The organism is Comamonas terrae (assembly GCF_001544075.1).
GTDB classification, from domain to species: Bacteria; Pseudomonadota; Gammaproteobacteria; order Burkholderiales; family Burkholderiaceae_C; genus Comamonas; species Comamonas terrae.
Genome location: NZ_BCNT01000001.1, coordinates 469576 through 494771 on the forward strand (window position 1 = coordinate 469576; position 25196 = coordinate 494771).

Sequence of the window (25196 nt, forward strand, 5' to 3'; positions counted from 1 at the left end):
ACACCACGCGTGCGGACGTTCCTGCCCTGGCTCAGGCGCGCTCGAACACGGCCATGCTTTCCACGTGGGCCGTGTGCGGGAACATGTTGACCACGCCGGCGGCCACGCAGCGGTAGCCGGCCTGGTGCACCAGCAGGCCCGCGTCGCGCGCCAGCGTGGCGGGGTTGCAGCTGACGTAGACGATGCGCCGGGGGAACTGCCAGCTCTCGTGTCCCTCCGGCAGGGAGGGCAGCGGCGGCTGCTCGGCCACGGGCTCCTCGCCCTCCGCGGGCTCGGGGTGCCTGGCGCCGATGCGGATCTGGTGGATGTCTGCCAGGGCCTTGGACAGCGCAAAAGCACCTTCGCGCGGCGGATCGACCAGCCACTTGTCGGCATGGCCGTCCGCGATCAGCATGGCCGGCGTCATCTCGAACAGGTTGCGCGCCACGAAGGCCGTGGGCGCGAGCCTGTCGCCCTCGGCGCGCCGGTCATTGTTGGCCGCGTAGTTCTCGTGCGAGCGCTGCACCAGCGTGTCCGAACCCTCGATGCCCAGCACCTCGCGGGCCATGGTGGCGATCGGCAGCGTGAAATTGCCCAGGCCGCAGAACCAGTCGATCACGCGTTCGCTCTTTTGCGCATCCAGCAGGCGCAGCGCGCGCGTGACCAGCACGCGGTTGATGTGCGGGTTGACCTGGGTGAAGTCCGTGGGCTTGAACGGCATGGTGATGCCGAAGTCCGGCAGGCCGTAGGACAGCTGCGGGCCGCCCAGCTCCATCCGATGCACGGTGTCGGGCCCCTTGGGCTGCAGCCACCATTGCACACCATGCTGCGCGGCAAATTCGTGCAGGCGCTGGCGGTCGCCGTCGGACAGCGGCTCCAGGTGGCGCAGCACCAGGGCCGTCACCTCGTCGCCGCAGGCCACCTCGATCTGCGGGCAGGTCTCGCGCGCATCCAGGCTGGCGATCAGCGCGCGCAGCGGCATGAGCATGGCGTCCACATGGGGCGGCAGGATCTTGCAGACCTCCATGTCGGCGATGTAGCGGCTCTTGCGCTCGTGAAAGCCCACCAGCACCTTGCCCTTCTTGGCCACATAGCGCACCGACAGGCGCGCGCGGAAACGGTAGCCCCAGGCCGGGCCCTCGATGGGGCGCAGCAGCGTCTCGGCCCTGACCTTGGCCAGGTGCCAGAGGTTGTCCTCGAGCACGCGCTGCTTGATGGCCACCTGGGCGGCCACGTGCAGGTGCTGCATCTTGCAGCCGCCGCAGGCGCCCGCATGCAGGCCGAAGTTGGGGCAGCCGGGCGTCACGCGCTGGGGCGATTCGCGGTGGATTTCGGTCAGCGTGGCCGCTTCCCAGTTGTTCTTCTTGCGGTGGGTGTTGGCGCTGACGATCTCGCCGGGCAGTGCGCCGTCGATGAAGACGACCTTGCCGTCGGGCTTGCGCGCCACGCCCTGCGCGTCCATGTCCATGGACAGCACTTCCAGCCAGCCCTCGGGCAGCGGGGAAGCGTCAGGCCGGGCATCGGGCAGGGTTTCGGGAATTTTGTTGTCGCGGGGTTCACTCATGGTGGCCCGATTGTCTCAGGCCGCCCCGCATCCCAGAGCCGGCGCGGCAAAAAACCTGCGGCTGCGGCGGATTGGCAACCGATGGCGCAGCCCGAGGCGGCAAGCGGCGCTTGCCGCTCTCTTCGTTTTTGATAGCTTGCTGCGCAGGCTACAGGCTGGAAAAAGCCATTTTCAATTACGTGATCCAGCAGGGACAAGCGCCAGCTGCTACGGATTCAGAAGCGCTGCTCCTCGCGTGCGCGGCGCTGGCGTTCGGTACGGGCCTGGGCGAGCTGGGCGCGCTCGGCAATCAGGTTCACCTCGGTCGCGCAATTGAATTCATCCAGCGAGAACACCATGGTGGCGCCTGGCGCAAGCCGGGGCACGGTCAGGTGCAGCGGCAGCGACAGATCCACGGGCGCGCGGTTGGAGCGGTAGATCAGCTCGTTGCCGGGCGCATAGACAAAGTAGCAGGCGGCCGACGCGGCCTGCGCCAGCGCACAGGCCGACAGCAGCAGGGCGGCACGCAAGGCGGTGGCAGCAGCAGTCATGTCTCTCCCTTTCTCCGATTTCTGCGTTGAATGGGCGCCATTATGGTTCAGCCCCGCACGGGCCACGCAACGGCCGGCAGAGCGGCCCGGCCTTGTCGAGAGAGGAAATTTCTTTTCCCTGAGAAATCATTCATCGCGAAACTCCTGTGCCTCATGCACTCTTCACCGACTCTCCCTGATTTGAAATTTCTGTATTGACAGAAATTTCAAATGCCGCAACACTGGCCGCATGCAACTGAGTCCCATCGCCCGACGCTTTGTCCACCACTGGGGTGACATGGGCAACGCCTGGGGCGTGAACCGCACCGTGGCGCAGATCCATGCGCTGCTGTTCTTCCACGGCCGGCCGCTCCATGCCGAGGAGATCGGCGAAACCCTGGGCGCGGCGCGCTCCAACGTCAGCACCAGCCTCAAGGAGCTGCTGGCCTGGAAGCTGATCCGCGCCAGCCGCCGCCCCGGCGACCGGCGCGACTACTTCGAGACCTCGGCCGATGTCTGGGAACTGCTGCGCACCATCGTGCGCGAGCGCAAGCAGCGCGAGTTCGATCCCACCTCGGCCCTGCTGCGCGAGCTGATCGCCCAGCCCGACTTCGAGAATGAGACACCCGACACCCAGGACCGCGTGCACGAAACGCTGCGCCTCATGGATTCGCTGGGCGTCTGGACCGACGAGATGCTGCGCCTGTCGCCCGCCACGCTGGACAAGATCCTGCGGCTGGGCGCCAGCGTGCAGCGCTTTGTGCGCGGCGGCGAGACGCGCTGACGCGGCCTTCTGCATCTGCGAAAGGAAAGACCATGCGTATCCTGATCTGCGGCGGCACCGGCTTTCTGGGCCGCCATGTCGTGAATGCCCTGATACAGGCCGGCCACGACCCGGTGGTGCGCAGCCGCCACTCCGACCCGGCGCTGGATTTCGCCCATGCGACCGACGCAGAGGCCTGGCGACCTCACCTGCAGAACGTGGATGCCGTGGTCAACGCCGTGGGCGCACTGCGCGACACGCCCGCCCAGTCGCTGGACATGCTGCACACGGCCGCGCCCATGGCGCTGTTCGACGCCTGCGCCCAGGCCGGCATACGCCGCGTGGTCCAGGTTTCGGCCCTGGGCGTCCATGAAGGCGACACGCGCTACGCCAGCACCAAGCGTGCGGCCGACGATCATCTGCTGGCGCTGAACGCCGCCGGCCGCCTGCATGGCGTGGTCGTGCGCCCCAGCGTCATCTTCGGCGCCGGCGGCGCCAGCACCGAACTGTTCCTGGCCCTGGCCCGGCTGCCCGTCCTGCTGTTGCCCCAGGCCGTGCGCGACAGCTTCATACAGCCCCTGGCCGTGCGCGACCTGGCTGAAGTGCTGGCCCGCCTGGCCGCGCAGGATGAGCCCACCGGTGTCGTCAACCTGGGAGGTCCCGAGCCCGTGGCCATGGGCAGCCTGATTGCCAGCCTGCGCGCGCAGATGGGCCGGGCGCCGGCCCGGGTGGGCCATCTGCCGCAGTGGGCCAGCGTGGCCAGCGCCAAGGTCGGCGACCGCATCAGCGCCCTGCCCTGGTGCAGCGAAACCCTGGCGCTGCTGCAAAACAGCAATGTGACCGATCCCCAGACGCTGGCGGACCTGCTGGGCCGCCCTCCCGTGCCGCCGCAGCGCCTGTACGCCACCTTGCCCAGGGAGCGCAGATCGTGAGTCCAATCCAGAACCTGCATGGTGCCAGGGCGGCCGTCGCTCCCCTGCACCGCGCCATGCACGGCAGCCTGGTAATGGTCTGGCTGGGCACGGCCCTGGTCAGCGCCCTGGATTTCTGGGGATGGTCCGGCCTGGAGCACGAAGGCGCACGCCTGCTGGCCGCCAGCGGCATTGCCGATGCGCGCTGGCAGGCGGCGCTGATCTGGGGCGGGCTGCTGGCCGACCTGGCCGTGGGCCTGGCCCTGGCCTTCAGGCCCGGCCGCGCCAGCTACGGTGCCGCGCTGGCCCTGATGGCCGCTATGACCGTGGCGGGCACGGCGCTGCAGCCCCTGCTCTGGCTGCATCCGCTGGGCCCGCTGCTCAAGAACCTGCCGATCGCCGCCATGCTGTGCTTTCTGCTGCAGGCCGGCCGCACTCCCTCTGCCACCAGAGAAAATCCATGAATACCTATCTGCTGCTCAAGACTTTGCACATCGTCTCCAGCGTGCTGCTGGTCGGCACCGGCCTGGGCTCGGCCTTTTACATGTTCTTTGCCAACCGCAGCGGCTCGGTGGCCGCGCAGGCCGTGGTCACGCGGCTCGTCGTGCGGGCCGACTGGTGGTTCACCACACCCTGCATCTTCATCCAGCCGGCCACCGGCATCGCCATGGCGCACATGGCAGGCTGGCCGCTGTCCACGCCCTGGCTGGCGCTGTCGCTGGGGCTTTATGCGCTGGCCGGCGCCTGCTGGCTGCCCGTGGTCTGGCTGCAGGTGCGCATGGCCGCCATGGCAGCCCAGGCCCACCGGCAGGCAGGCACCCTGCCCGCGCTCTACCTGGCCTACCAGCGCCGCTGGGAAACGCTGGGCTACCCGGCCTTCCTGGCCATGGCAGGCACCTATTTCCTCATGGTGAACAAGCCGGCGCTCTGGGGTTGATTCCCGCTGCGCCGGCCCGGGCTCACAGCTCGCGCCGGGGCTTTTGCGGCGCGTAGCGGTCGGCCTGGATGTCGGGCGTCACGCCGTGCGTGAACACCTCCTCGGTGATGGGCAGGAACTGGGCGTTCCAGGCCTCCCACTGGCGCTTGAGCGACTCGAAGACCTCGGGATGCCGGTGGCGCAGGTTGGCGCGCTCGCGCGCATCGTCCTCCACGTCGAACAGGAATTCGTTGTCGTTGATCTTCAGGTACTTGAAGGCGCCGGCACGCACGGCGCGCTGCTCCTGCGCCTTGTAGCGCCAGAACAGCGTGCGCGCGTACTGCGGCGCCCGGCCTTCGAGCACGGGCAGCAGGTTGTCGCCGTCGGGCGCATGGTCCGCATCGGGGGCCACGCCGGCGGCCGCCAGCAGCGTGGGCAGCCAGTCCATGCTGACCGCAACCTGGCTGCTGACCTGGGGCGCGATGCGCGCCGGCCAGCGCAGCAGCGTGGGCACGCGTATGCCGCCTTCCAGCAGCTCGGTCTTCTGGCCCGTGAACGGCCAGGTCTTGGAAAAGCGCTCGCCCCCGTTGTCGCTGGTGAAGACCACGATGGTGTTGCGCTCCAGGCCCTGTTCGCGCAAGGCCTCGAGCACCTGGCCCACGGCCTGGTCCAGCGAGCGCACCATGCGCGCATAGGTGGCGAGATTGCCGCCGTCGTAGTGGAACAGGTCCTGGAGGCTGCGCGAGATCTCCTCGTCCTCCGGCCCCACCCAGGGCCAGTGCGGCGCCGTGAAGTGCAGCGACAGCAGGAAGGGCTTGCTGGCGTCGCGGCGCCCGCTCTTGCCGTTGATCCAGTCCACGGCCTCGTCGGCCAGCAGCTGGGTGTAGTAGCCCACGCGTTCCACCGGCACCTCGCCCTCGTACAGGTCGCGCGGCACGGCCTCGCCCACGCCGGGCTTGTGCGTGAAGTAGTCGATGGCGCCGCCGTAGTTGCCGAAGAAGTGGCCGTAGCCGCTCTTGAGCGGACCGAAGTGCGGCAGGCTGCCCAGGTGCCACTTGCCGACCAGCGCGGTGTCGTAGCCCGCATCCTGCAGCAGCGAGGGCAGCGTGGGATGCTCGGGCGGCAGGCCATGCACATGGGCCTGGCGCACCAGCGGTTCCTCCAGCCCGCCGCGCAGCCGGTACTGGTAGCGGCCCGTGATCAGCGCGAAGCGCGTGGCCGAGCAGACGGCCGAGTTGGCATAGGCCTGGGTGAAGCGCACGCCCTGGGCGGCCAGCGCGTCCAGGTGCGGGGTCTGGTAGTCGGCCTGGCCGTAGACGCTGAGATCCGCCCAGCCCAGGTCATCGGCCAGGATGAAGACGATGTTGGGACGCTGATCGCTGCTCATGCCGCGCCTTTCTTGCCCGCGGCCTGGGCCAGGGCCTTGCCGTTGGCATCGGTGGCGCGCCACTGCGCCTGCAGCTTCAGGTCCTGCAGCGCCTGCTGCACGAAGGCCGGCGCCAGCCAGGCATTCACGTCGATGCTGCCGCGTACCAGGCCCAGGCGCTTGCCGTCGTCGAGCACGCCCTGGTAGGCGGCCTTGAGGCCTTCGTCCAGCAGCGGCGAGAAACGCTGGTTCAGGTCGTCGCCCGCGAGCTCCTCGCGAAAGCCGATATCGGGATTGCCGCTGGTCTCGGCATACAGGCGGATCAGTTCCTCGCGATGCGATTCCTGCGACGCCCATTGCGCCGCCCGCACCAGCTGGTTGGTCACGCGCTGCAGCAGCGGGGCCTGGCCGGTGGTGAACTCCTGCGTGGCCAGCATGCCCGAGCTGATGGACAGGTCGCGCCCCTTGCCGCGCGTGCTGATGGGAATGCCCACCCCCTTGTCGCGCAGCACGAACAGGTCGGCGCCGCCGAAGGTGGCGTCCAGCTGCCCCGCCACCACGGCGGCCTTGGAGCTGGGCCAGTCCATGTTGATGAGCTTGACGTCCTTTTCCGTCAGGCCCGCGCCGGCCAGCAGGTGGTCAAACGGGCGCTGGTAGGCCGTGCCCTTGAGCACCGAGACCTTCTTGCCGCGCAGGTCGGCCACGGTCTTGATGCCGGAGCCCGGCGCCGTGGCCAGGTAGCTGCCGGTGCCGCGTCCGGTGGCGGCGATGAAGCGCGTGTCCAGGCCGCGCGCCTTGTGGATGACCGAGGCCAGGTCGCCCAGGAAGACGATGTCCAGCTGCCTGGCCGACAGCGCCTCGGCCACGGCCGGGCCCGCGCCGCGGAAGAAATGCCACTCGACCTGGATGCCGTCGCGTGCGAACTCCTGCTCCAGCCACTTGCGGGCATGCAGCACCGCGGCCGAGCCCGCGCCCGGCGTGGGCTTGCCGGCCGTGCCCAGATCGGGCGAGCCCAGCCGTATCACCCGGGCCGTGGCCTGGGCCCGCGCCACCCAGGGCGCGGCACCGGCGGCCAGGCTCAGGGCCAGCAGGGAGCGGCGCGTGATGGCGCCGGCAGCGCCGGACACGCGGGCAGGTTCGGCAACGCCGTGCGAGGCGGCAACAGAGGTCAGCGATTCATGGTTCATGGGAAATTTCTGTGAAGGTTTCTGAAGGAAAAAATGGGCAAGGCTCAGACCGCGAAGCGCCAATGCACAGCAGGCAGGTCCGTGGGCAGGTCGGCCGGCAGCAGCTGCGGCGCCTCGGCCAGGCCTGCGGGAGAAAACTCGCGCAGCACCTCGTCCCTCACGGCGGCAAAGGCCGCCGAGGCACGCTCGCGCGGCTGGGCCAGCGGCACGGGCACGGTGCGGCGTATGCGGCCGGGCCGCGGCTCCATGACCACCACGCGCTGGCCGAGGTAGACCGCCTCCTCCACGTCGTGGGTCACGAGAATCATGGTGATGCCCTCCTGCTGCCAGATGCGGCGCAGCTCGTCCTGCAGGTGGGCGCGCGTCATGGCGTCCAGCGCGCCGAAAGGCTCGTCCAGCAGCAGCACGTCGGGCCGGTTGACCAGGGCGCGCGCAATCGCCACGCGCTGCGACATGCCGCCCGAGAGCTGGTGCGGATAGGCCTGCTCGAAGCCTTGCAGCCCCACCAGCGCGATGTGCTCGCGCACGGCCTGCTCCTGCGCGGCACGGGGCAGGCCCGCGTTGAGCAGGCCCATGGCCACGTTCTTCTCCACCGTGAGCCAGGGAAACAGCCGGTGCTCCTGGAACACGATGCCGCGCTCCAGTCCCGGCCCGCGCACGGGGCGTCCGCCCAGCAGCACCTGGCCTTCGTACTCGCTCTCCAGCCCGACGATGAGGCGCAGCAGCGTGGACTTGCCGCAGCCGCTGGAGCCCACGATACTCACGAACTCGCCGGCGGCGATGGACAGGTTCACGTCCTGCAGCACGGGCAGCGCGCGGCCCTCGACTTCATAACGTTTGTTCAGCCCCCGGATTTCCAGGGAATCGGCATGCGCCATCTTGTTCTCTCTTTCCAGTTCAATAGCGGGCGACCGTCTTCACGCGCCAGGCCAGCAGGCGGCGCTCCACCGCCACCAGCAGGCTGTTGAGCGCAAAGCCCACCAGGGCGATCACCACCACCCCGAACAGCACCAGGTCCATCCAGAAATGCTCGCGCCCGTCGATCAGGGTGTTGCCCAGGCCCTGGCCCGAGGCCAGCAGGTACTCGGCGCCCAGCGTGGCCAGCCAGCCGTAGATCACCGCCAGCTGCAGCCCCGTGAAGATGGAGGCCGCGGCCGCCGGCAGCACCACGCGCCCCAGCATCTGCCAGCGGCTGAAATCCAGCACGCGCGCCACTTCCACGTATTCGCGCGGCACGCTGCGCACGCCTTCGAAGGTGCCCAGCACCACCGGGAAGAAGGCCGCCATGGCCACGAAGGCCACCTTGGCCGCATCGCCGATGCCGAACCACACCGACAGCATCGGGATCCAGGCGAACAGCGAGATCTGCTTGAGGGTGTGAAAGCTGGGCCCAAGCAGCCGCTCCGCCCGGCGCGAGGCGCCCAGCAGCGCTCCCACGGCCAGGCCCGCCGCGCTGCCCAGGGCCACGCCCCAGAGGCAGCGCCACAGGCTGGCCGACAAGGCCTGCGCCAGCGCGCCGCTGCGCACCTGGTCCACCGCCCGGCGCCAGACGTCGAGCGGGGAGACCAGCAGGGCGGAATCCGTCCAGCGCGCATGCGCGGCCCAGGCCCAGACGCCCAGCAGCAGCAGGGGAAGAATCCAGCCGCGCAGCCGGCGCGGCACCAGGGTGAAGGGGTTGGGGAACGAGCGGGTCGTCGCCATGGCGGTCCTCCTTCAGAACCCCGTGCGGCGCCAGCGCAGCAGCCGCGCCTCGGCCAGGGCCAGCAGCCGGTCCAGCGCAAAGCCCACGGCACCCACAGCCACCACGGCGGCCAGCACCACGTCGAGCTGGAACAGCTGGCGCCCGTAGACGATGAGAAAGCCTATGCCCTCGGAGGACGCCAGCAGCTCCACCACCACCAGGGCCAGCCAGGCATGGGTGAGGCCGTAGCGCAGCCCGTTCCAGATGGCGGCCGTGGCCGCGGGAAACACCACGCGGCCCAGCAGCTGCCGGCGCGTGAAGCCATAGACGCGCGCCACCTCCACGAAGCGCTGGGGCACGCCCTGTATGCCCTGGCAGGTATTGACCACGATGGGCACCAGGGCCGCCTTGGCGATCAGCAGGAACTTGAGCTCCTCGTCGATACCCACCAGCAGGATCAGGAGCGGCAGCCAGCCGATCACCGGCACCTGGGCCAGCGCCTTGAACAGCGGGTACACATAGTCGCGGAAGGTGGCCGACAGCCCCAGGCCTATGCCCAGCGGCAGCCCCAGGGCCAGGGCCAGGCCAAAGCCCGCGGCCACGCGCTGCATGCTGATGCGCAGATGGCTCCCCAGCTCGCCCGAGGTCCACAGCTCGGACAAGGCGGCCCACACCTGGGCCGGCGCGGGCAGCACCTGTTCGGGCACCCATTGCCTGGCGCTGGCCAGCTGCCACAGCGCGAGCAGGGCCAGCGGAAACACCCAGGCGGTCAGCCAGGCCCGGCCCAGGCGCTGCAGCGGGCCGGATGACAGCCGCAGCGGCAGGCGCTGCAGCGCGGGCATGGCGCGCGAAAGAGAGGAGACAGCGTAAATCGACATTCCTTCAGAACCTTTTCCGCCGTGGACGCAGCTTGCTGGCCCACGGCTTTTTTAGAATCAAAAAGAATTTAATTTAGTTTTCTTATAACGATAAATGGTAAATAGCAATATGCATGGACAAAGATGTTTCGCGCGGAAGCTACTGCCGGAAAGTTATGAGAAACCGCTCGCAAGCTTGCTACCAAAGCGTTTCAAGCTATTGATATGAAAGCAAAAAGGGCGTGCATGGCACGCCCTTGGGATTTTTCTCCGGTTCTGGCCAGACCGTTCAGAAAGTCTTGTCCACGGTGATGGTGATGCGGTGCAGCTTGCGGTGCTGGGGAAAGAAATCGCCCACGGCATAGTGCTGGGTGGAGCGGTTGTCCCACACGGCCAGCGTGCCCGGCTGCCAGCGCAGTCGCGCCTGGAACTCGGGAACCTGGGCCAGGCCGAACAGCTGGGCCAGCAGCGCATCGCTGTCGGCGCGCTTGAGCCCCTTGATGTGGCTGGTGAACGTGGGATTGACGTAGAGGATCTTCTTGCCCGTGACCGGGTGCACGCGCACCACCGGGTGTTCCACCGGCGGATACTTGGCGCGCGCCGCGCGCAGCTCCTCGCCGCTGGCGTCCTTGCGCAGCAGGTATTCGGTCCAGCCGCTGATCTCCCAGGTATGCACGGCCGTCAGCGTCTCCAGGTAGGCCTGTTGCGCGGCCGGCAGGCTGGCATAGGCGGCCGTGAGGCTGGCCCACAGCGTATCGCCGCCATGGGCCGGAATCACCTGCGCATACAGGCTGGTGCCCAGCGGCGGGTTCTCGCGCCAGGTGATGTCGGAGTGCCAGTTGCTGGCCGCGCTGGGCCGCTGGGCCGTGCTCTCCACGATCTCGATCTCGGGCTGGTCCTCGAGCCGCGGGAAGAAGGCCTTGACCTCGGCCACCTCGCCGAAGCTGCGCGTGAAATCCACCTGCTGGCGCGGCGTGAGTTCCTGGTCGCGAAAGAACAGCACCTCGTACCGGGCGAGCGCGGCGCGCAGCTCGGCGCGCGTGGCCTCGTCCAGCGGCTGGCGCAGATCCAGGTCATGGATGAGCGCGCCAATGGTCGGCGTATAGGGCTCCACGCCGAACCGGGTGAACGCGGCCGCGTGATCGTTGGGGTGGGACATGGTCAAAACCTTTTATGGAATGGAGCTGGAAGGCAGAGCACTGGGCGCCATGCATAAAACCGGCGCGACCCAGGCGCGGTACAGCCAGCAAGGGCCTAGGCGGCCCCGCCGCCCCGCAGCGTGGGCTGCCCCAGCAAAGGCTGGCGTCCCCCTTCCAGGGGGAAGCAGCGCAGCCGCTCAGGGGGTAGTCAAAGTTTCGCGATCGACACCTCGGTCGACTTGACCAGCGCCACCACCTCCGAGCCCGGGGCCAGGCCCAGTTCGTCCACGGAGCGCGTGGTGATCACCGAAGTCACCGTGCCCCAGGGCGTTTCCACATCGACTTCCGAGACCACGTCGCCGCGGATGATTTCGCGCACCTTGCCCTTGAACTGGTTGCGCACGTTGATGGCTTGAATGGACATGAGCTTCTCCTGGAAAGTCCGTTGATTGAATGAAAGCAGCAGTGCAGGTGCACCGATGACTTTCATTCTGGAAGCCATGCGTCAAAACTCAAACAAATAAGAAATAAATTTTTTATACCCAAAACATCTAACAAAAAAGGCGGACGCGCTCTGCAGCCCCAGGGCTTGCAGAACGCGTCCGCCCTTGGCGGCTAACGCTTTGAAAACAATAGCTATCTACGCCTTTGCATCAAGCGCTGGAAGCCATTTCCGCTTCAATTCATCAGGCCTTGCCGGTGCGGCGCAGCACCTCGGGCATGACCTCGTTGGCAATGCGGTGCATGGAGTCATGCACCAGCTTTGAATCCAGCACACCGAAGTTCTGCAGGAACATCACGTGGTCGATGCCCATCTCGCTCAGGCCCACCAGCTGGTCGGCCACGGTGCGCAGCGAGCCGAACATGCCCAGGCCGGCGCTGACCACGGTGTCATAGGTGCGGCGGGTGTCGTAGAACAGGCGCGTGTCCAAGTACAGGTTGAAGGCCTGCTCCGCGTTCAGCTTGGCCTGCTCGTCGGTCTCGGCCACGTGGCAGTGGAAGGCCAGCACCGCGCTGCCCTCGCCCGGCGCGCCGGACTCGCGGTAGCCCTTGCGGTAGTCCTCGACCAGGCCGCGGATTTCCTCGAACGAGGTCAGGCATGAATACGGCAGCGAGAAGATGTTGCGGCCCTGGCGGCCCACGTGGTAGGCGGCCTCGCGGCGCTGGATGGCGACGTGGATGGGCAGCCTGTCCTTTTGCAGCGGCTGCACGTTGAGCGCCACGCCCGGCAGGTCGTTGTACTTGCCCTGGAAGTGCACGGGCTCGCCGGTCAGCGCCTGCACCACGACCTGCAGGTTCTCGTCGAAGCGCTCGCGCTTTTCCTCGGGCGAGACGCGGTGGCCCTCGAACTCGTGGCGCAGGTAGCCCGAGCCCACGCCCAGCGTGAGCCGGCCGCCCGAGAGCATGTCCACCATCGCGTAGTCCTCGGCAATGGTCAGCGGGTTGTGGATGGTGATGTTGGACACCGCCACGCCCAGGCGGATCTTCGTCGTCTCGCGCGCCAGCGCGGCCAGGAACACGGCCGGGTTGGGCACCGAGCCGCACTCGTGGAAGTGGTGCTCGGCCACGAAGAAGGTGTCGTAGCCCAGCGATTCGGCCAGTTTGGCCTCGGCGATCACCTGCTCGTAGAGCTGGGCCACCGAGCGGTGCAGCGAGGGATGGTGGTCCTGGACGGAAAAGATGGAATAGCGCATGGATTAGCTCACCTGCCGGATGCGTTCGATGTTCTGCGCACCGAACTGCTGGTTGAAATTCTGGTAGCTGGTTTCGAGCGCCGCGATGAACGACGCCTTGTCGACCTGCTCGACCACGGCCATGCCGTGCTGCTTGAGGTTGCGCACGCCCGACTGCTCGTCGGCCGCCACGCGGCGGCGCATGGCCAGGGCCCCGGCGCGTGCCGCGGCGCGGAAGGCGTCCTGGTCTGCCCTGGACAGCTTGCCGAACAGCGCCGGCGACACCAGGAACAGCGCGGGCGAGTACAGGTGCTGGGTCAGCGACAGGTACTTCTGCACCTCGTAGAGCTTGGAAGCCTCGATCACCGAGATCGGGTTGTCCTGCCCGTCCACCGTGCGCTGCTGCAGCGCCATGAAGGTCTCGGGCCAGTTGATCGGCGTGGGGCTGGCGCCCAGCCCCTTGAACGCCGCGATGTGCATCGGGTTCTCCTGCGTGCGGATCTTGAGGCCGCGCAGGTCCTGCGGCTGCACGATGGGCCGCTTGTGGTTGGTGATGTGGCGAAAGCCACCCTCGCCCCAGGCCAGCGCCACCAGGCCGCGCGCCGGAAAGCGCTGCAGCATCTCGGTGCCGATGGCGCCGTCGAGCACGGCATGGGCGTGCGCGTAGTCGCGGAACAGGAAGGGCAGGTCGAAGATGGTGACCTGGGGCACGAAGTTGCCGATGGCACCGGTGGACACCAGGGCCAGGTCCTGGCTGCCCAGTTGCACGCCCTCGATCATTTCGCGCTCGCCGCCCAGGGTGCTGGAAGGGAACTGCTGGATGCCGAAGCGGCCCTCGGTCAGGCGGGCCAGCTCCTGCGCAAACGCGGTGGCCGCCGCGCCGAACTGGGAGTTCTGCGGCAGCGGATAGCCGAGCTTGAGCTGGATGGCGGCCGGCGCAGCGGCTGCCCGGCCGGGAAGGGAAAGAGCAAAGGGAAGAGATGCGGCAGCGGCCGATGCCATGAAGGCACGGCGGCCATGAGAAGTGGGCGAATGCACGCGAAGAATCCTTGGTGAGCCCCGGACCGGGAACTGCGGGCACCAGGGGCCGCGGCCGCTTCATGGGCCGGCCCCCCTGGCAACGGGAAGCCCAGGATTCTAAAGCCCGGCGCCGCATGACCCGGCGCCCGGCCCGCGGCGTGATGGAACGCTCTCCAAAAAAGAGCAGTCAGCGCTTGCCCATCAAGCGCGGACTGCCGTTTTCATGCCATCTGCGGGATTCACACCGCCCAGCGCAGCCCATGGGCCGGCACGCCGGGCCAGGCGCCGCGGCCGTCATCCTGGGCCGGTGCATCGGGCTTTTGCAGCACGCGGTTCAGGATGCGTTCCTCCAGCGCGGCAAAGGCCGGGTCGCCATGCGAGCGCGGGCGCGGCAGTGCGATGGTTTCGTCCAGGGCGATGCGGCCGTCCTCGATCAGCACGACGCGGTCGGCCAGTGCCACGGCTTCCTGCACGTCGTGGGTGACCAGCAGCGCCGTGAAGCCATGGCGGCGCCACAGGCCTTCGATCAGCCGGTGCATCTCGATGCGGGTCAGGGCGTCGAGCGCGCCCAGCGGCTCGTCGAGCAACAGCAGGCGCGGCTGGTGGACCAGCGCACGGGCCAGGGCCACGCGCTGGCGCTGGCCGCCCGAAAGCCGGGCCGGCCATTCGTTCTCGCGGTCTGCCAGGCCCACCTGGGCCAGCACCTCGCGCCCCCTTTCCCGCGCCGAGGCCGGCAGGCCCAGCGTCACGTTGTCCAGCACGCGCAGCCAGGGCAGCAGGCGCGCGTCCTGGAACATGATGCGCGTGTCGTCCCGGGCATCGGCGGCGTCGGCTCCGTCGATGCGCACCTGGCCCGTGCTGGCCGTCTCCAGCCCCGCCACCAGCCGCAGCAGGGTGCTCTTGCCGCAGCCGCTGCGGCCCACGATGGCGATGAACTCGCCGGGCCGCACATCGAGCTGCACCTGGTGCAGCACCTCGCGCTCGCCGTAACGCTTGCTCAGTGCGCTGGCCTGCAGGTGCACGCCCGGCACCAGCTTGCGCCGCACGGCGCGCTCCTCGCGCTCCGCCAGTTCGGCCTGGCGCCTGGTCTCCAGGGCCTGGATTTCCTCCCACGAGGACTCCCAGGTCACCAGGGGAAAGCTTGCATTCAATGCGCCGGCCACGGCCCGACTGAAGCGGCTTGTCAATGGAGTCATTGCAGTTCCTATTCTTTTATCTACGTAAAAGCGCGCGGCCTGAAAAACTGGCGTACCCCATCGGCGGGGCGGCCGGCAAGGGCCGCCCCGCCGCAAAGGCCGCCGTCCTCCTCCCAGGGGGAAGCCGCGCAGCGGCTCAGGGGGTCGTCGCATAACTCGGGTGCCAGCGCAGCCACCAACGCTCCAGCGAGCGGGCGAACATATCCGCCAGCTTGCCCAGCAGGGCATAGAGCAGGATGCCGACCAGCACCACGTCGGTCTGCAGGAACTCGCGGGCGTTCATGGTCAGATAGCCGATGCCCGACTGCGCGGAGATGGTCTCGGCCACGATGAGGATCACCCACATCAGGCCCAGCGAGAACCGCAGGCCCACCAGGATGGACGACAGCGCGCCCGGCAGGATGATGTCGCGGTACAGCTGCCAGCGCGTGAGGCCGTAGCTCCTGCCCATCTCGATCAGCCCCGGGTCCACGTTGCGTATGCCGTGGAAGGTGTTGAGGTAGATCGGAAAGAACACCGAGACGCTGATCAGGAACAGCTTGGCCGACTCGTCGATGCCGAACCACAGGATGACCAGCGGGATCAGCGCCAGCGCGGGAATGTTGCGCACCATCTGGATGGTGGAATCCAGCAGGGTCTCGGCCCAGCGCTGCGAGCCCGTGAGCAGGCCCAGCACCAGGCCCAGGCTGCCGCCGATGGCGAGGCCGGCCAGGGCCCGGCCGGCGCTGACCTTGACATGGGTCCACAGCTCGCCCGAGACGGCCAGTGCCCAGGCCGCGCGCAGCACGTCCAGCGGTGCCGGCAGCACGCGGGTGGACAGCCAGCCCTGGGCCGACGCCACCTGCCAGGCCGCGATCAGCGCGAGGGGCACCAGCCAGGGAACCAGGCGCAGGCCCACGCTGCGCGCCAGTCCGGTGGACAGGTGGATGGTGGTGCGGGCCAGGTCTGCGCCCTTGATCGCATCCGCCTGCTTCAGGCCTGCGGTTTGAACTTCACTCATGCAAAAAACTCCTTGCGTCTGGCCGTATCAGCTTTGCGAAACCCGCACCGGCTCGCCCTTGACGACGCCCGGCGAGTACAGATTGGCCACGGTTTCGCCGAACGGGCCGCCCGCATTGCCGCCGGCCAGCTTGTCGCGTACGGCCAATGGCAGCAGCGGGAACACCAGCTCGGCAAAACGGTAGGCCTCCTCCAGATGCGGGTAGCCCGAGAGCACGAAGGTGTCTATGCCCAGGTCTGCATATTCCCGGATGCGGTCGGCCACGGTCTGCGCATCGCCCACCAGGGCCGTGCCCGCGCCGCCGCGCACCAGGCCCACGCCGGCCCAGAGATTGGGGCTGATCTCCAGGTCCTGGCGGCTGCGCTTGGTGCCGCCCGCGTGCAGGGCCGCCATGCGGCGCTGGCCTTCGGAGTCCATGCGCGCGAATGCGGCCTGGGCCTGGACCACGGTCTCGTCCTGCACCTTGCTGATCAGGCGCTCGGCATCGGCCCAGGCTTCCTGCTCGGTCTCGCGCACGATCACGTGCAGGCGGATGCCGAATTTCACGGTACGGCCGTGGCGGGCGGCTTTCTCGCGCACATCGGCGATCTTCCGGGCCACTTCGGCGGGCGGCTCGCCCCAGGTCAGGTAGGCGTCGACCTGTTCGGCCGCCAGCTCGTGCGCGGCCGCCGAGGAGCCGCCGAAGTACACCGGCGGATACGGCTTCTGCTGCGGCGGAAACAGCAGCCTGGCGCCCTTGACCGTCAGATGCCTGCCCTCGTAGTCCAACGTGCCGCCCTCGTGGCTGCGGGCCAGGATCTCGCGCCAGATGCGGATGAACTCGGCCGACTGCTCGTAGCGCTGCGCATGGTCGAGGAACACGCCGTCGCCCTCGAGCTCGGCCTGGTCGCCGCCGGTGACCAGGTTGATCAGCAGGCGCCCTTCGGACAGGCGGTCGAAGCTGGCCGCCATGCGCGCGGCCAGGCTGGGCTGGTGCAGGCCCGGGCGCACGGCTACGAGGAACTTGAGCCGCCGGGTGACGGGGATCAGGCTGGAGGCCACCACCCAGGGGTCCTCGCAGGAGCGCCCGGTGGGGATCAGCACGCCTTCGTAGCCCAGGCTGTCGGCGGCGATCGCCACCTGCTTGACGTAATCGTGGCTGAGCTGGCGCGCGCCCTGGGCCGTGCCCAGGTAGCGGCTGTCGCCATGGGTGGGAATGAACCAGAAAACCTGCATGCTTGTTTCTCCTTAGACCTGGGGTCCGCCAATGGGGGTGGAGGCGGCCAGGCGCGCGAATTCCGCGGCCGAGGGCTGCCAGACGATGTCGGCCACGCGCACCTGGCGCGGTATCAGGCCGAGACGAAAAAACGCATCGGCCACGCGCTGCTGCTCGGCCACGATGGCCGGGCCTATCAGCCCCACGGGCGAGCTGGGCCGCCGGGCGATGAAGCGGCTCACCACGTTCGCATCCAGCCCGCTGAAGGCCGCGATCAGGCTCACGCTTTCCTGGCGCGAGGCCTGGGCGAACCGGTCGGCGCGCGTCAGCTCCTCGAACAATGCCTTGATCACCTGCGGATGGCGCTCCACCACCTCGCGCGAGGCCAGGTAGAACGAGTTGTTGCCCGACAGGCCTTCTCCGTTGGTCAGCACGCGCGGGCGTATGGCCAGCTCGGTGGCTGCGTAGAAGGGATCCCAGATGGCCCAGGCATCCACGCTCTTGCGCTCGAAGGCGGCGCGCGCATCGGCCGGCGCCAGGTAGATGGGCTGGATTTCGCTCCAGGCGATGCCGGCCTTGTCCAGCGCCCGCACCAGCAGGTAGTGGGCGCTGGAGCCTTTTTGCAGCGCGATGCGCTTGCCCTGGAGGTCGGCCAGGCGTGTCAGCGGCGAGTCGGCCGGCACCAGGATGGCCGAGCTCTCGGGCTTGGGCGGCTCCGCGCCCACGTAGCGCAGGTCCTTGCCCGCGGCCTGGGCGAACACGGGCGGCGAATCGCCGGTCAGCCCGAAGTCCAGGCTGCCGGCCGACAGCGCCTCCAGCAGCTGCGGCCCGGCCGGAAATTCCAGCCAGCTGATCCTGGTCTGCGCAAAGCGCTTTTCCAGCACGCCATGCTGCTTGAGGATGACCAGGTTGACGGCGGATTTCTGGTAGCCGATGCGCAGCTGCGCGGGCGCCTGGGTGACCGGTACGGACTCGGCGCGCGCAAAGTGGTCGGCCAGCGTCCAGGCAAAGGCCGTGGTGCCCAGCAATTGCAGGGCCTGGCGGCGCCCGCGCTGGAAACGGGGAATGCTCGGTGGTTGGGGCATGGTGTACACCTCTTTGATGCAGTCTCAGCGGCTGGCCAGCAGGTCCACGGGGGCCGCGTGCAGCAGGTTGAGCTTTTTGGGAATGAGCCTGAGGTCGAAGAAGGTGTCGGCGATCTGCTGCTGCTCGGCCAGGATCTCGGGCGTCACGGCGGTCGTGCCGAAGCGCGCACGGCTCAGGTACAGCGCGGTCACGGCGGTCTCCAATCCCAGCACCTGCGCCAGTTCTGCCGCGGCGGCGGCCTGGTTCCTCGAGGCCCAGAGATCGATGGCGTTGAGCTCCTCGATGGCGATGCGCAGCACGTCGGCATTTTTGGTGGCGAAGTCGCGCGAGGTGAAGTAGTAGGCCCGGTTGTTGACCACGCCCGTGGCATCGGCCAGCAGGCGGGCATCCAGCGATTTCTGGGCTGCGGCCAGGAACGGGTCCCAGATCAGCCAGGCATCGACGGAGCCGCGCTCGAAGGCCGCGCGCGCATCGGCCGGGGCCAGGAAGACGGACTGCACGTCGCCGTACTGCAGTCCGTGCTTTTGCAGCAGCTTGACCAGGAAGTACTGCACGTTGGAGCCCTTGTTGTAGGCCACGCGCTTGCCCTTGAGGTCGGCCACGCTGCGGATCGGCGAATCCTTGGGCACCAGCACGGCTTCCAGCGCGGGACGCGGCACCGTGGCGCCCGCGTAGACCAGCGGCGCGCCAGCGGCCTGGGCAAAGATGGGCGGCGCCTCGCCCACGTCGCCGAAGTCGATGGAGCCCACGTTCAGGGCCTCGAGCTGCACGGGCCCGGCGTTGAATTCGATCCAGCGTACGGACACGCCCAGCGGCGCCAGGCGCTTTTCCAGCGTGCCGCGGTTCTTGAGCACCGACAGCCAGCCCTTCTGGTGGCCCACGCGCAGCACGCGCGGGCCCGCGGCTGCGGTGCCCTGGCCCTGGGCCCAGGCCGCGCCCGTGGTGGCCAGCACGGCGGCGGCCGCCAGCGAGGTCTGCAGCCATCGGCGGCGGGCCGGCACTGCCGGTGCGGAAGCGGAGAGATCGGAAATGTGGAATTCGGTCATGGTGCTTGCCTGTTTGCGTGGCGGGCAGGAAATCCGGGCAAAAGTTCCCCATGCGCCCCATTCATGGGCGCTGCCTGCTATGAAAATTGGAGATCAAAAACGGGCGGCTGCGGTGCGCGGCGATGGCGCACCGGCCGGCAAAGGGATCAGACGCTACATCGCACGTCGGCAAAGGCGACGTCTTCGAATTCCGTGGCCGCACTCCAGGCCGCGTTGCGGCGCAGGTCGCCGGCCAGCAGTTCGGCAGCATCCTCCACGCGCTGGGCAATATCCGCCGCCAGGCCGTAGCCGCCCTCGGGCAGCAAGGGCACGCCCTGGTCGGTGGCGTAGATGCCGGGCAGGATGTGGCGGGCCCCCAGCGACTGCAGCACGGGGCGCAGCGCATAGTCCAGCGCCAGCATGTGGTGCGGGCTGCCGCCGGTGGCCAGGGGCAGCACCAGCTTGCCCTTGAACGCGGTCTGCGGCAGCACGTCCAGAAAGACCTTGAGCAGGCCGCTGTAGGCAGCCTTGTACACCGGCGTGGCCACCACGATGGCATCGGCCCGGGCCACGCGCTCGGTGGCCTCGCGGACGGTGGCGGACTGGAACTGCGCACCCAGCAGGGCCGCGGGATCCAGCCTGGCCAGCTGCAGCACCGGCTCGACGGCCGCGCCGTGGGCCTTGAGCCGCAGCGCCGTGGCCTCGAGCAGGGCCGTGGAGCGCGATGGCTGGGTGGGGCTGCCGGCAATCAACAAAATGGACATGGTGGTGGGCTCCGCCGGTGCTGCAGTCTTACTTCTTGGCGTAGATCTGGTCGAAGCTGCCGCCGTCGGCAAAGTGCGCCTTGTCGGCCGCGGCCCAGCCGCCGAAGGCCTGGTCGATGGTGAACAGTTCCAGCTTGGGGAACTGCGTGCTGAACTCGGCCGCCACCTTGGCATCCGTGGGGCGGTAGAAGTTCCTGCCGGCGATACGCTGGCCCTCCTCCGAATACAGGTACTTGAGATAGGCCTCCGCGACGGTGCGCGTGCCCTTCTTGTCCACCACTTTGTCGACCACGGCCACCGAAGGCTCGGCCAGGATGGACAGCGAGGGTGCGACGATCTGGAACTTCTCGGGGCCGAACTCCTTGAGCGCCAGATAGGCCTCGTTCTCCCAGGCCAGCAGCACATCGCCCAGGCCGCGCTGCACGAAGGTCACCGTGGCGCCGCGTGCGCCGGTATCGAGCACGGGCACGTTCTTGTAGAGCTTGGTGATGAAGTCCTTGGCCTGGGCCTCGCCGCCGTACTTGCGCTTGGCGTATTCCCAGGCGGCCAGGTAGTTCCAGCGGGCGCCGCCCGAGGTCTTGGGGTTGGGCGTGATCACCTGGATGCCGGGCTTGACCAGGTCGTCCCAGTCCTTGATGCCCTTGGGATTGCCCTTCTTCACGAGGAAGACGATGGTGGAGTTGTAGGGTGCGCTGTTGTGCGGCAGGCGCTTTTGCCACTCGGGCTTGACGCTGCCGTTCTTGACCAGCGCGTCGATGTCGCCGGCCAGGGCCAGCGTGGCCACGTCGGCCTCGATGCCGTCGATGATGGAACGCGCCTGCTTGCCCGAGCCGCCGTGCGACTGCTTGATGCTCACGTCCTGGCCGTTCGTGGCCTTCCAGTGCTTGGCGAAGGCCTGGTTGTACTGCACGTACAGTTCGCGCGTCGGATCGTAGGACACATTGAGCAGCTGCACGGCCGCCTGGGGCGCGGCCGGAGACTGCGCCCAGGCCGGCAATGCGGGCAAGGCCGACAGGGTCAAGCCGGCAATCAGGCTGGCGGCAACGGGAAACTTGATAAAGTGGCGGCGATTTTTCATGAGACCGTGTTCTTTGAATGAATGGATAACGGATCCGTGTTCCGTTGCTCTGCATTCTTCAATCTCGCTCTTAAAACTCAAACCAATAAGATTTCAGTTTGTTATAGCCAAAACATCTGAATCACTGACAAGGACCGCATCGATGGCACGTACTGTTCACTGCATCAAGCTGGGCGTTGACGCCGAAGGCCTGGACTTCCCCCCCTACCCCGGCGAGCTGGGCAAGCGCATTTATGAAAACGTGAGCAAGCAGGCCTGGGCCGACTGGCTCAAGCACCAGACCATGCTGGTCAATGAAAACCGCCTGAACCTGGCCGACGCCCGCGCCCGCCAGTACCTGGCCCGCCAGATGGAAAACCACTTCTTCGGCGGCGGTGCCGACGCCGCGGCGGGCTATGTCCCGCCCAGTGCGTAATACAGCACAGCACGGCAGGAAGGGTTTTTGCAAAAACCACTTCTTCGGCGGCACCGCCGCTCCAGCAGGCCAGGTGCCGCCGGGCGCATAACCGACGGTTCGGTACAGACGGAACCAGGCTGCGCCGCCCTTGCAGGGCCCCATGCCGAAAGGCCTGGGGCCTTTGCTTTTGCAGAGCGCAAGGACGACGCGGATGCATGCCCGTCTTTCTTTTTCCGAATGCCCGTCAGTTGCGATACATTTTGCAAACAAAGTGCCGGACGCCTGCACCCTGGCTGCATGCGCTGATGGCCCCGAAACCCTTGTCCGGTCATGGGCCCCGGAATAGCGCATGCCGCAACTTCGTCTTTCACTTCGCACGGCGGTCACTCTCCCGTTCATCGCGGTCTTCGCGCTGACGGTCGGGCTGCTGTCCTTCTGGCAGCAGCGCCAGGTGGACAAGCTCATCAACCAGGAAAGCCTGCGCCTGCTTGACGCGATCACCATCGCCTCGCGGCACCAGCTGGCCGAATACCTCGAAACGCCGCTGCAGGTGCAGCACGCCGTGGCCGACGCTCTAGCGCGCGACGGGGTGTACCGGCCCGGCGACATGCGCCCCCTCTACCGCCATCTGATCCGCGCCTTCAGCGAGCTGTATGCGCAATACGACCAGATCAGCGTCATGGGCTTCGGCGGCGTACGGGGCGAGTATGCGGGCGTGCGGCGCGAACGCGACGGCACCTACCGCCTGATACTGCAGGACGACAGCACGCAGGGCATGATGCGCGTCTTTCCCGGGCTGGAACCGTCACCCGACGCCCTGGGCTACGCCGGCTACGATCCGCGCATCCGGCCCTGGTACAGCCATGCGATCGCTGCCGAGGGGCCGCGCTGGTCGCCCATCTACACGGTGGCCGGAGACCGCGGCGACGTGACGCTTTCCGCCGCCACCGCCGTGAAGACGCCCGAAGGCGTGGTCGGCGTCGTGGCGGCCGACCTGCGCCTGAGCAGCATGAACCGCTTTCTCCAGGCGCAGCCGCTGCGCGGCAACGGCTTCATCGCCATCGTGGATGCACAGGACTACCTGGTTGCGCATTCGCTGCCACGACCCATACTGGCGCAGCCGGGCAACGCCTTCCAGTCGCCGTCACGCCTGCCGCTGACGCAGTCGCCCGAGCCTGCGCTGCGCACCGCGGCCCGCTGGCTGGAGGCGCATCCGGCCACGGACGACACCCCCCTGCACCTGAGCTTTGCCGAAGAGGGCCAGATCTACCATGGCCAGATCACGCCGTTTCGCGACACGCGCGGCATCGACTGGCGCATCGTGGTGGTGCTGCCCGAATCCGATCTCGTGAGCAGCATACGCAGCGACAGCCGCACCGCCCTGACGGGCGCCATCGTGCTGGCCCTGCTGGGGCTGGCGCTCGGCCTGTGGTGGCTGCAGCGGGCCATACGCCCCATCCTGGTGACGGCCGACGCCGCCCACCGGCTGGCCGGCGGCGACTGGGATGCCGCCAAGGCCCTGGCCCCCACGCGGATGGTCGAGATCTCGGCCCTGGTGGGTGCCTTCAACCATATGGCGCAGCGGCTGCAGCAATCCTTCGAGCATATGCGCACGCTGGTGCAGTTCGACACCCTCACGCACCTGCTCACGCGCGCCGGCCTGATCCAGCGTGCCGACGCGGCCGCCATCGCAGCCGGCAAGCCCTGCCACGCGGCGCTGTGCCTGCTGGAGCTGCAGAACTTTCGCAGCATCCGCGACGACGTGGGTCACAGCACCGCCGAACAGTTGCTGCAGGCCGTGGCCGAGCGCCTGCGCACGCAGCTGCCGCGCCAGGTACTGCTGGCCCGGCCGGCCAGCAACGAATTCGCCATCGTGTGGCTGGAACAGCTCGACACGGAGCAGCTGCAGCAGCGGAGCCTGCAGGTGCTGAACATGTTCGCGCAGCCGTTTTCCGTGGGCGAGGACGATATTCTCCTGCGTGCCTGTGCCGGCGGGCTGTCCGGCGAACTGCTGCCCGGTGCCCTGCCCGACTGGCTGCGCAACGCCAGCATCGCGCTGGGCGAGGCAGAGCGCGGACCGCGCCGCTATGTGGCCTACGAGCCCGCGCTGGCGCAGCGCATGCTGGGGCGCACGCAGCTGGCCATGGAGCTGCGCCAGGCGCTGGACAAGCACGAGCTGGCCGTGCACTACCAGCCCGTGGTGGACCTGGCCACGGGACACATGCGCGGCGCCGAGGCCCTGGTGCGCTGGCACAGTCCCACGCGCGGCATGGTGCCGCCCGGCGTTTTCATCGCCGTGGCCGAGGAGTCCGACCTCATCCTGCGCATAGGCGGCTGGGTGCTGCGCCAGGCCGCGCACGACATTGCCGCGCATCTGGACCGGCTGCCCCGGGATTTCGAGCTGCATGTCAATGTCTCGGCCCGCGAGCTGATCCAGTCCGACTTCGCCACGACGCTGGAGCGCGTCCTGAACAGCAGCGGCCTGCCGCCGCGCATGCTGACGCTGGAGCTCACGGAATCCATGCTGCTCGAAGGCAACGATGCCACGCTGCAGCGCATCGGCGCCATCAAGGCATTGGGCGTGAAGATCGCGATCGACGACTTCGGCACCGGCTATTCCTCGCTGGCCTATCTGAGCCGGCTGCGCTTCGACTGCATCAAGATCGACCAGAGCTTTGTGCGCAAGCTGCCGGCCTCCCAGCCGGACACGGCCATCGTCACCGCCGTGCTGCGCATTGCCGAGGGCTTTGGCGTGCAGGTCGTGGCCGAGGGCGTGGAACTCGAGGCCCAGGCACTGCTGCTGTCCAGCCTGGGCTGCAGGCGCGCCCAGGGCTACTGGTTCGCCAGGCCTGGTCCGCTGGCGCAGATGCTGGCCTACCGCTCGCCATGGAAATGAGGCCGGCCGGCGGAAACCGCCCGCCGATTGGCTAGAATTGCGGCTTTCCTGCGGGAGAGCGGAGCGCCTGCCACACAAGAAGGCTCCCGCCGAAGGCGCAAACTCCCATAATCGCTCAGGCACGAAGTACCGCAGGAAGGATTCGCCAACTGGAGAGCAGCCCGCGGCCAAGACCTGCAGGGCTCACCGAAGGGGCAAGTGCGCAAGGGCTTGTGCATGCAACTCTCAGGTAAAAGGACAGCGGGAGAGGCGCGCCACCCATCCAGCTGCCACAGTGCCGGATGCCGTGGCCTTTCCCATCGGGGCCGTCATGCTTCCTTCGATTTCCTTGCTGGATTCTTTCCAGTCCTCCCAATTCACCGTCATGCTGGTGATCTACCTCGTGGCCATCACCGCCGAAGCCATGGCCGGCGCGCTGGCCGCTGGCCGCCGCAACATGGACATCTTCGGCGTGGCCGTGATTTCCTTCGTCACCGCGCTGGGCGGCGGCACCATCCGCGATATGGTGCTGGGCCACTACCCGATAGGCTGGACCCAGCACCCCGAATACGTCTACCTCGTCATCTCCTTCGGCCTGCTGACCACGGTGATCGCGCGCCACATGTACCGGCTCAAGCAGGTGTTCCTGTTCCTCGATGCCATGGGCCTGATCGCGTTCTCGCTGATCGGCTGCAACGTGGCGCTGGAGCTCGGCTACCCGACCGTGGTGGTGGTCATGGCCGGCATGATCACCGGCATCAGCGGCGGCATTTTGCGCGACGTGCTGTGCAATCAGGTGCCCGTGGTATTCCGGCGCGAGCTGTATGCCAGCGTCTCGCTCACCGTGTGCCTGCTGTTCCTGTCGCTGCGCGCGCTGGAGGTGAGTTCCAACATCAGCACCGCCGTGTGCTTTGCCGGGGGCCTGGCCTTTCGCCTGGCGGCCATACGCTTCAAGTGGCGCCTGCCGGTGTTTTCCTATCAGCAGCGCTGGGAATGAGTGCGCCGCGCGGCCGAA

The 25196-nt window shown here is 68.0% G+C and carries 25 protein-coding genes and 1 riboswitch; of the genes, 7 read left to right on the top strand and 18 right to left on the bottom strand.

The genetic code is table 11. From position 1 onward, the window contains the following. Positions 1-31: 31 nt before the first annotated feature. Positions 32-1543, bottom strand: coding sequence for a 23S rRNA (uracil(1939)-C(5))-methyltransferase RlmD (rlmD, locus tag Cte04_RS02120; RefSeq protein WP_066470956.1), 1512 nt, complete (start codon positions 1541-1543; stop codon positions 32-34). A 215-nt stretch (positions 1544-1758) separates the two neighbouring features. Next, entirely contained in the window at positions 1759-2073 is a 315-nt protein-coding gene (locus Cte04_RS02125; RefSeq protein WP_066470959.1) for a hypothetical protein, read from the bottom strand. Positions 2074-2302: 229 nt separating this feature from the next. Between Cte04_RS02125 and Cte04_RS02130 the strand changes: the two genes are divergently transcribed. Genes Cte04_RS02130 through Cte04_RS02145 form a run of 4 tightly spaced genes read left to right on the top strand, consistent with a single transcriptional unit; the run spans position 2303 to position 4663 of the window. Further along, positions 2303-2836: a GbsR/MarR family transcriptional regulator gene (locus tag Cte04_RS02130; RefSeq protein ID WP_066470961.1), complete on the top strand. Its 534-nt coding sequence runs from the start codon at positions 2303-2305 to the stop codon at positions 2834-2836. Positions 2837-2868: 32 nt separating this feature from the next. Further along, positions 2869-3747 (top strand): NAD-dependent epimerase/dehydratase family protein, encoded by an 879-nt coding sequence (locus Cte04_RS02135; protein ID WP_066470965.1) that lies wholly within the window; start codon positions 2869-2871, stop codon positions 3745-3747. Positions 3748-3803: 56 nt separating this feature from the next. Beyond that, positions 3804-4190 (top strand): DoxX-like family protein, encoded by a 387-nt coding sequence (locus tag Cte04_RS02140; protein WP_066471881.1) that lies wholly within the window; start codon positions 3804-3806, stop codon positions 4188-4190. Continuing rightward, a complete protein-coding gene (locus Cte04_RS02145) occupies positions 4187-4663 on the top strand; it encodes a DUF2269 family protein (RefSeq protein WP_066470970.1) in 477 nt (158 codons plus the stop codon). Before Cte04_RS02140 ends, Cte04_RS02145 begins: the two co-directional genes overlap by 4 nt. A 22-nt stretch (positions 4664-4685) precedes the next feature. Here Cte04_RS02145 and Cte04_RS02150 read toward each other — a convergent pair whose 3' ends face one another. From Cte04_RS02150 to Cte04_RS02225, 16 genes are all read right to left on the bottom strand, one after another. Further along, positions 4686-6029, bottom strand: a complete 1344-nt coding sequence (locus Cte04_RS02150) for a sulfatase family protein (RefSeq protein WP_066470975.1) — start codon at positions 6027-6029, stop codon at positions 4686-4688. Further along, entirely contained in the window at positions 6026-7195 is a 1170-nt protein-coding gene (locus Cte04_RS02155) for an ABC transporter substrate-binding protein (RefSeq protein ID WP_083526450.1), read from the bottom strand. The genes Cte04_RS02150 and Cte04_RS02155 overlap by 4 nt, the downstream gene beginning before the upstream one ends. A gap of 44 nt (positions 7196-7239) precedes the next feature. Continuing rightward, entirely contained in the window at positions 7240-8073 is an 834-nt protein-coding gene (locus tag Cte04_RS02160) for an ABC transporter ATP-binding protein (RefSeq protein ID WP_066470978.1), read from the bottom strand. 19 nt (positions 8074-8092) lie between these two features. Then, positions 8093-8896: an ABC transporter permease gene (locus Cte04_RS02165; RefSeq protein WP_066470981.1), complete on the bottom strand. Its 804-nt coding sequence runs from the start codon at positions 8894-8896 to the stop codon at positions 8093-8095. A gap of 12 nt (positions 8897-8908) precedes the next feature. Beyond that, a complete protein-coding gene (locus Cte04_RS02170) occupies positions 8909-9754 on the bottom strand; it encodes an ABC transporter permease (protein WP_066470984.1) in 846 nt (281 codons plus the stop codon). A gap of 268 nt (positions 9755-10022) precedes the next feature. Continuing rightward, entirely contained in the window at positions 10023-10892 is an 870-nt protein-coding gene (locus Cte04_RS02175) for a TauD/TfdA dioxygenase family protein (protein ID WP_066470993.1), read from the bottom strand. Positions 10893-11080: 188 nt separating this feature from the next. Then, positions 11081-11296 (bottom strand): TOBE domain-containing protein, encoded by a 216-nt coding sequence (locus Cte04_RS02180; protein WP_066471886.1) that lies wholly within the window; start codon positions 11294-11296, stop codon positions 11081-11083. A 262-nt stretch (positions 11297-11558) separates the two neighbouring features. Then, complete coding sequence (locus tag Cte04_RS02185) at positions 11559-12566, bottom strand: LLM class flavin-dependent oxidoreductase (protein WP_066470999.1); 1008 nt, start codon at positions 12564-12566, stop codon at positions 11559-11561. Positions 12567-12569: 3 nt separating this feature from the next. Continuing rightward, positions 12570-13547, bottom strand: coding sequence for a TRAP transporter substrate-binding protein (locus tag Cte04_RS02190; RefSeq protein ID WP_066471001.1), 978 nt, complete (start codon positions 13545-13547; stop codon positions 12570-12572). A gap of 257 nt (positions 13548-13804) precedes the next feature. Next, the gene (locus Cte04_RS02195; RefSeq protein WP_066471004.1) at positions 13805-14761 is read right to left on the bottom strand and encodes an ATP-binding cassette domain-containing protein; all 957 of its coding nucleotides are present in this window, start codon (positions 14759-14761) and stop codon (positions 13805-13807) included. A gap of 136 nt (positions 14762-14897) precedes the next feature. Then, on the bottom strand, positions 14898-15761 hold the full coding sequence (ssuC, locus tag Cte04_RS02200) for an aliphatic sulfonate ABC transporter permease SsuC (RefSeq protein ID WP_157081789.1): 864 nt from the start codon (positions 15759-15761) through the stop codon (positions 14898-14900). A gap of 27 nt (positions 15762-15788) precedes the next feature. Further along, positions 15789-16976, bottom strand: coding sequence for an FMNH2-dependent alkanesulfonate monooxygenase (gene ssuD / locus Cte04_RS02205; protein WP_066471006.1), 1188 nt, complete (start codon positions 16974-16976; stop codon positions 15789-15791). Positions 16977-16988: 12 nt separating this feature from the next. Continuing rightward, a complete protein-coding gene (locus Cte04_RS02210) occupies positions 16989-18041 on the bottom strand; it encodes a sulfonate ABC transporter substrate-binding protein (RefSeq protein ID WP_066471894.1) in 1053 nt (350 codons plus the stop codon). A gap of 24 nt (positions 18042-18065) precedes the next feature. Next, entirely contained in the window at positions 18066-19088 is a 1023-nt protein-coding gene (locus Cte04_RS02215; protein ID WP_066471009.1) for a sulfonate ABC transporter substrate-binding protein, read from the bottom strand. A 146-nt stretch (positions 19089-19234) separates the two neighbouring features. Beyond that, positions 19235-19831 (bottom strand): NADPH-dependent FMN reductase, encoded by a 597-nt coding sequence (gene ssuE / locus Cte04_RS02220; protein ID WP_066471012.1) that lies wholly within the window; start codon positions 19829-19831, stop codon positions 19235-19237. Between the two features lie 28 nt (positions 19832-19859). After that, positions 19860-20909, bottom strand: coding sequence for a sulfate ABC transporter substrate-binding protein (locus Cte04_RS02225; protein WP_066471015.1), 1050 nt, complete (start codon positions 20907-20909; stop codon positions 19860-19862). A 142-nt stretch (positions 20910-21051) separates the two neighbouring features. Between Cte04_RS02225 and Cte04_RS02230 the strand changes: the two genes are divergently transcribed. From Cte04_RS02230 to Cte04_RS02240, 3 genes are all read left to right on the top strand, one after another. Next, on the top strand, positions 21052-21324 hold the full coding sequence (locus Cte04_RS02230) for an oxidative damage protection protein (RefSeq protein WP_066471018.1): 273 nt from the start codon (positions 21052-21054) through the stop codon (positions 21322-21324). Positions 21325-21655: 331 nt separating this feature from the next. Continuing rightward, positions 21656-24202 (top strand): bifunctional diguanylate cyclase/phosphodiesterase, encoded by a 2547-nt coding sequence (locus tag Cte04_RS02235; RefSeq protein ID WP_066471021.1) that lies wholly within the window; start codon positions 21656-21658, stop codon positions 24200-24202. Positions 24203-24243: 41 nt separating this feature from the next. Next, positions 24244-24344, top strand: a riboswitch (glycine riboswitch). A 168-nt stretch (positions 24345-24512) separates the two neighbouring features. Next, a complete protein-coding gene (locus tag Cte04_RS02240) occupies positions 24513-25178 on the top strand; it encodes a trimeric intracellular cation channel family protein (protein ID WP_066471896.1) in 666 nt (221 codons plus the stop codon). Positions 25179-25196 lie beyond the last annotated feature (18 nt).

What these genes read in the sequence shown, in the direction of transcription:
- Cte04_RS02180 (WP_066471886.1), bottom strand. Translation starts at nt 11,296, where the DNA reads ATGTCCATTCAAGCCATCAACGTGCGCAACCAGTTCAAGGGCAAGGTG.
- ssuC (WP_157081789.1), bottom strand. Translation starts at nt 15,761, where the DNA reads ATGAGTGAAGTTCAAACCGCAGGCCTGAAGCAGGCGGATGCGATCAAG.
- Cte04_RS02190 (WP_066471001.1), bottom strand. Translation starts at nt 13,547, where the DNA reads ATGGCATCGGCCGCTGCCGCATCTCTTCCCTTTGCTCTTTCCCTTCCC.
- Cte04_RS02145 (WP_066470970.1), top strand. Translation starts at nt 4,187, where the DNA reads ATGAATACCTATCTGCTGCTCAAGACTTTGCACATCGTCTCCAGCGTG.
- Cte04_RS02185 (WP_066470999.1), bottom strand. Translation starts at nt 12,566, where the DNA reads ATGCGCTATTCCATCTTTTCCGTCCAGGACCACCATCCCTCGCTGCAC.
- Cte04_RS02210 (WP_066471894.1), bottom strand. Translation starts at nt 18,041, where the DNA reads ATGCCCCAACCACCGAGCATTCCCCGTTTCCAGCGCGGGCGCCGCCAG.
- Cte04_RS02170 (WP_066470984.1), bottom strand. Translation starts at nt 9,754, where the DNA reads ATGTCGATTTACGCTGTCTCCTCTCTTTCGCGCGCCATGCCCGCGCTG.
- Cte04_RS02195 (WP_066471004.1), bottom strand. Translation starts at nt 14,761, where the DNA reads ATGACTCCATTGACAAGCCGCTTCAGTCGGGCCGTGGCCGGCGCATTG.
- Cte04_RS02215 (WP_066471009.1), bottom strand. Translation starts at nt 19,088, where the DNA reads ATGACCGAATTCCACATTTCCGATCTCTCCGCTTCCGCACCGGCAGTG.
- ssuD (WP_066471006.1), bottom strand. Translation starts at nt 16,976, where the DNA reads ATGCAGGTTTTCTGGTTCATTCCCACCCATGGCGACAGCCGCTACCTG.
- Cte04_RS02125 (WP_066470959.1), bottom strand. Translation starts at nt 2,073, where the DNA reads ATGACTGCTGCTGCCACCGCCTTGCGTGCCGCCCTGCTGCTGTCGGCC.
- Cte04_RS02160 (WP_066470978.1), bottom strand. Translation starts at nt 8,073, where the DNA reads ATGGCGCATGCCGATTCCCTGGAAATCCGGGGGCTGAACAAACGTTAT.
- Cte04_RS02140 (WP_066471881.1), top strand. Translation starts at nt 3,804, where the DNA reads ATGCACGGCAGCCTGGTAATGGTCTGGCTGGGCACGGCCCTGGTCAGC.
- Cte04_RS02225 (WP_066471015.1), bottom strand. Translation starts at nt 20,909, where the DNA reads ATGAAAAATCGCCGCCACTTTATCAAGTTTCCCGTTGCCGCCAGCCTG.
- rlmD (WP_066470956.1), bottom strand. Translation starts at nt 1,543, where the DNA reads ATGAGTGAACCCCGCGACAACAAAATTCCCGAAACCCTGCCCGATGCC.
- Cte04_RS02230 (WP_066471018.1), top strand. Translation starts at nt 21,052, where the DNA reads ATGGCACGTACTGTTCACTGCATCAAGCTGGGCGTTGACGCCGAAGGC.
- Cte04_RS02235 (WP_066471021.1), top strand. Translation starts at nt 21,656, where the DNA reads ATGCCGCAACTTCGTCTTTCACTTCGCACGGCGGTCACTCTCCCGTTC.
- Cte04_RS02150 (WP_066470975.1), bottom strand. Translation starts at nt 6,029, where the DNA reads ATGAGCAGCGATCAGCGTCCCAACATCGTCTTCATCCTGGCCGATGAC.
- ssuE (WP_066471012.1), bottom strand. Translation starts at nt 19,831, where the DNA reads ATGTCCATTTTGTTGATTGCCGGCAGCCCCACCCAGCCATCGCGCTCC.
- Cte04_RS02175 (WP_066470993.1), bottom strand. Translation starts at nt 10,892, where the DNA reads ATGTCCCACCCCAACGATCACGCGGCCGCGTTCACCCGGTTCGGCGTG.
- Cte04_RS02135 (WP_066470965.1), top strand. Translation starts at nt 2,869, where the DNA reads ATGCGTATCCTGATCTGCGGCGGCACCGGCTTTCTGGGCCGCCATGTC.
- Cte04_RS02130 (WP_066470961.1), top strand. Translation starts at nt 2,303, where the DNA reads ATGCAACTGAGTCCCATCGCCCGACGCTTTGTCCACCACTGGGGTGAC.
- Cte04_RS02240 (WP_066471896.1), top strand. Translation starts at nt 24,513, where the DNA reads ATGCTTCCTTCGATTTCCTTGCTGGATTCTTTCCAGTCCTCCCAATTC.
- Cte04_RS02155 (WP_083526450.1), bottom strand. Translation starts at nt 7,195, where the DNA reads ATGAACCATGAATCGCTGACCTCTGTTGCCGCCTCGCACGGCGTTGCC.
- Cte04_RS02165 (WP_066470981.1), bottom strand. Translation starts at nt 8,896, where the DNA reads ATGGCGACGACCCGCTCGTTCCCCAACCCCTTCACCCTGGTGCCGCGC.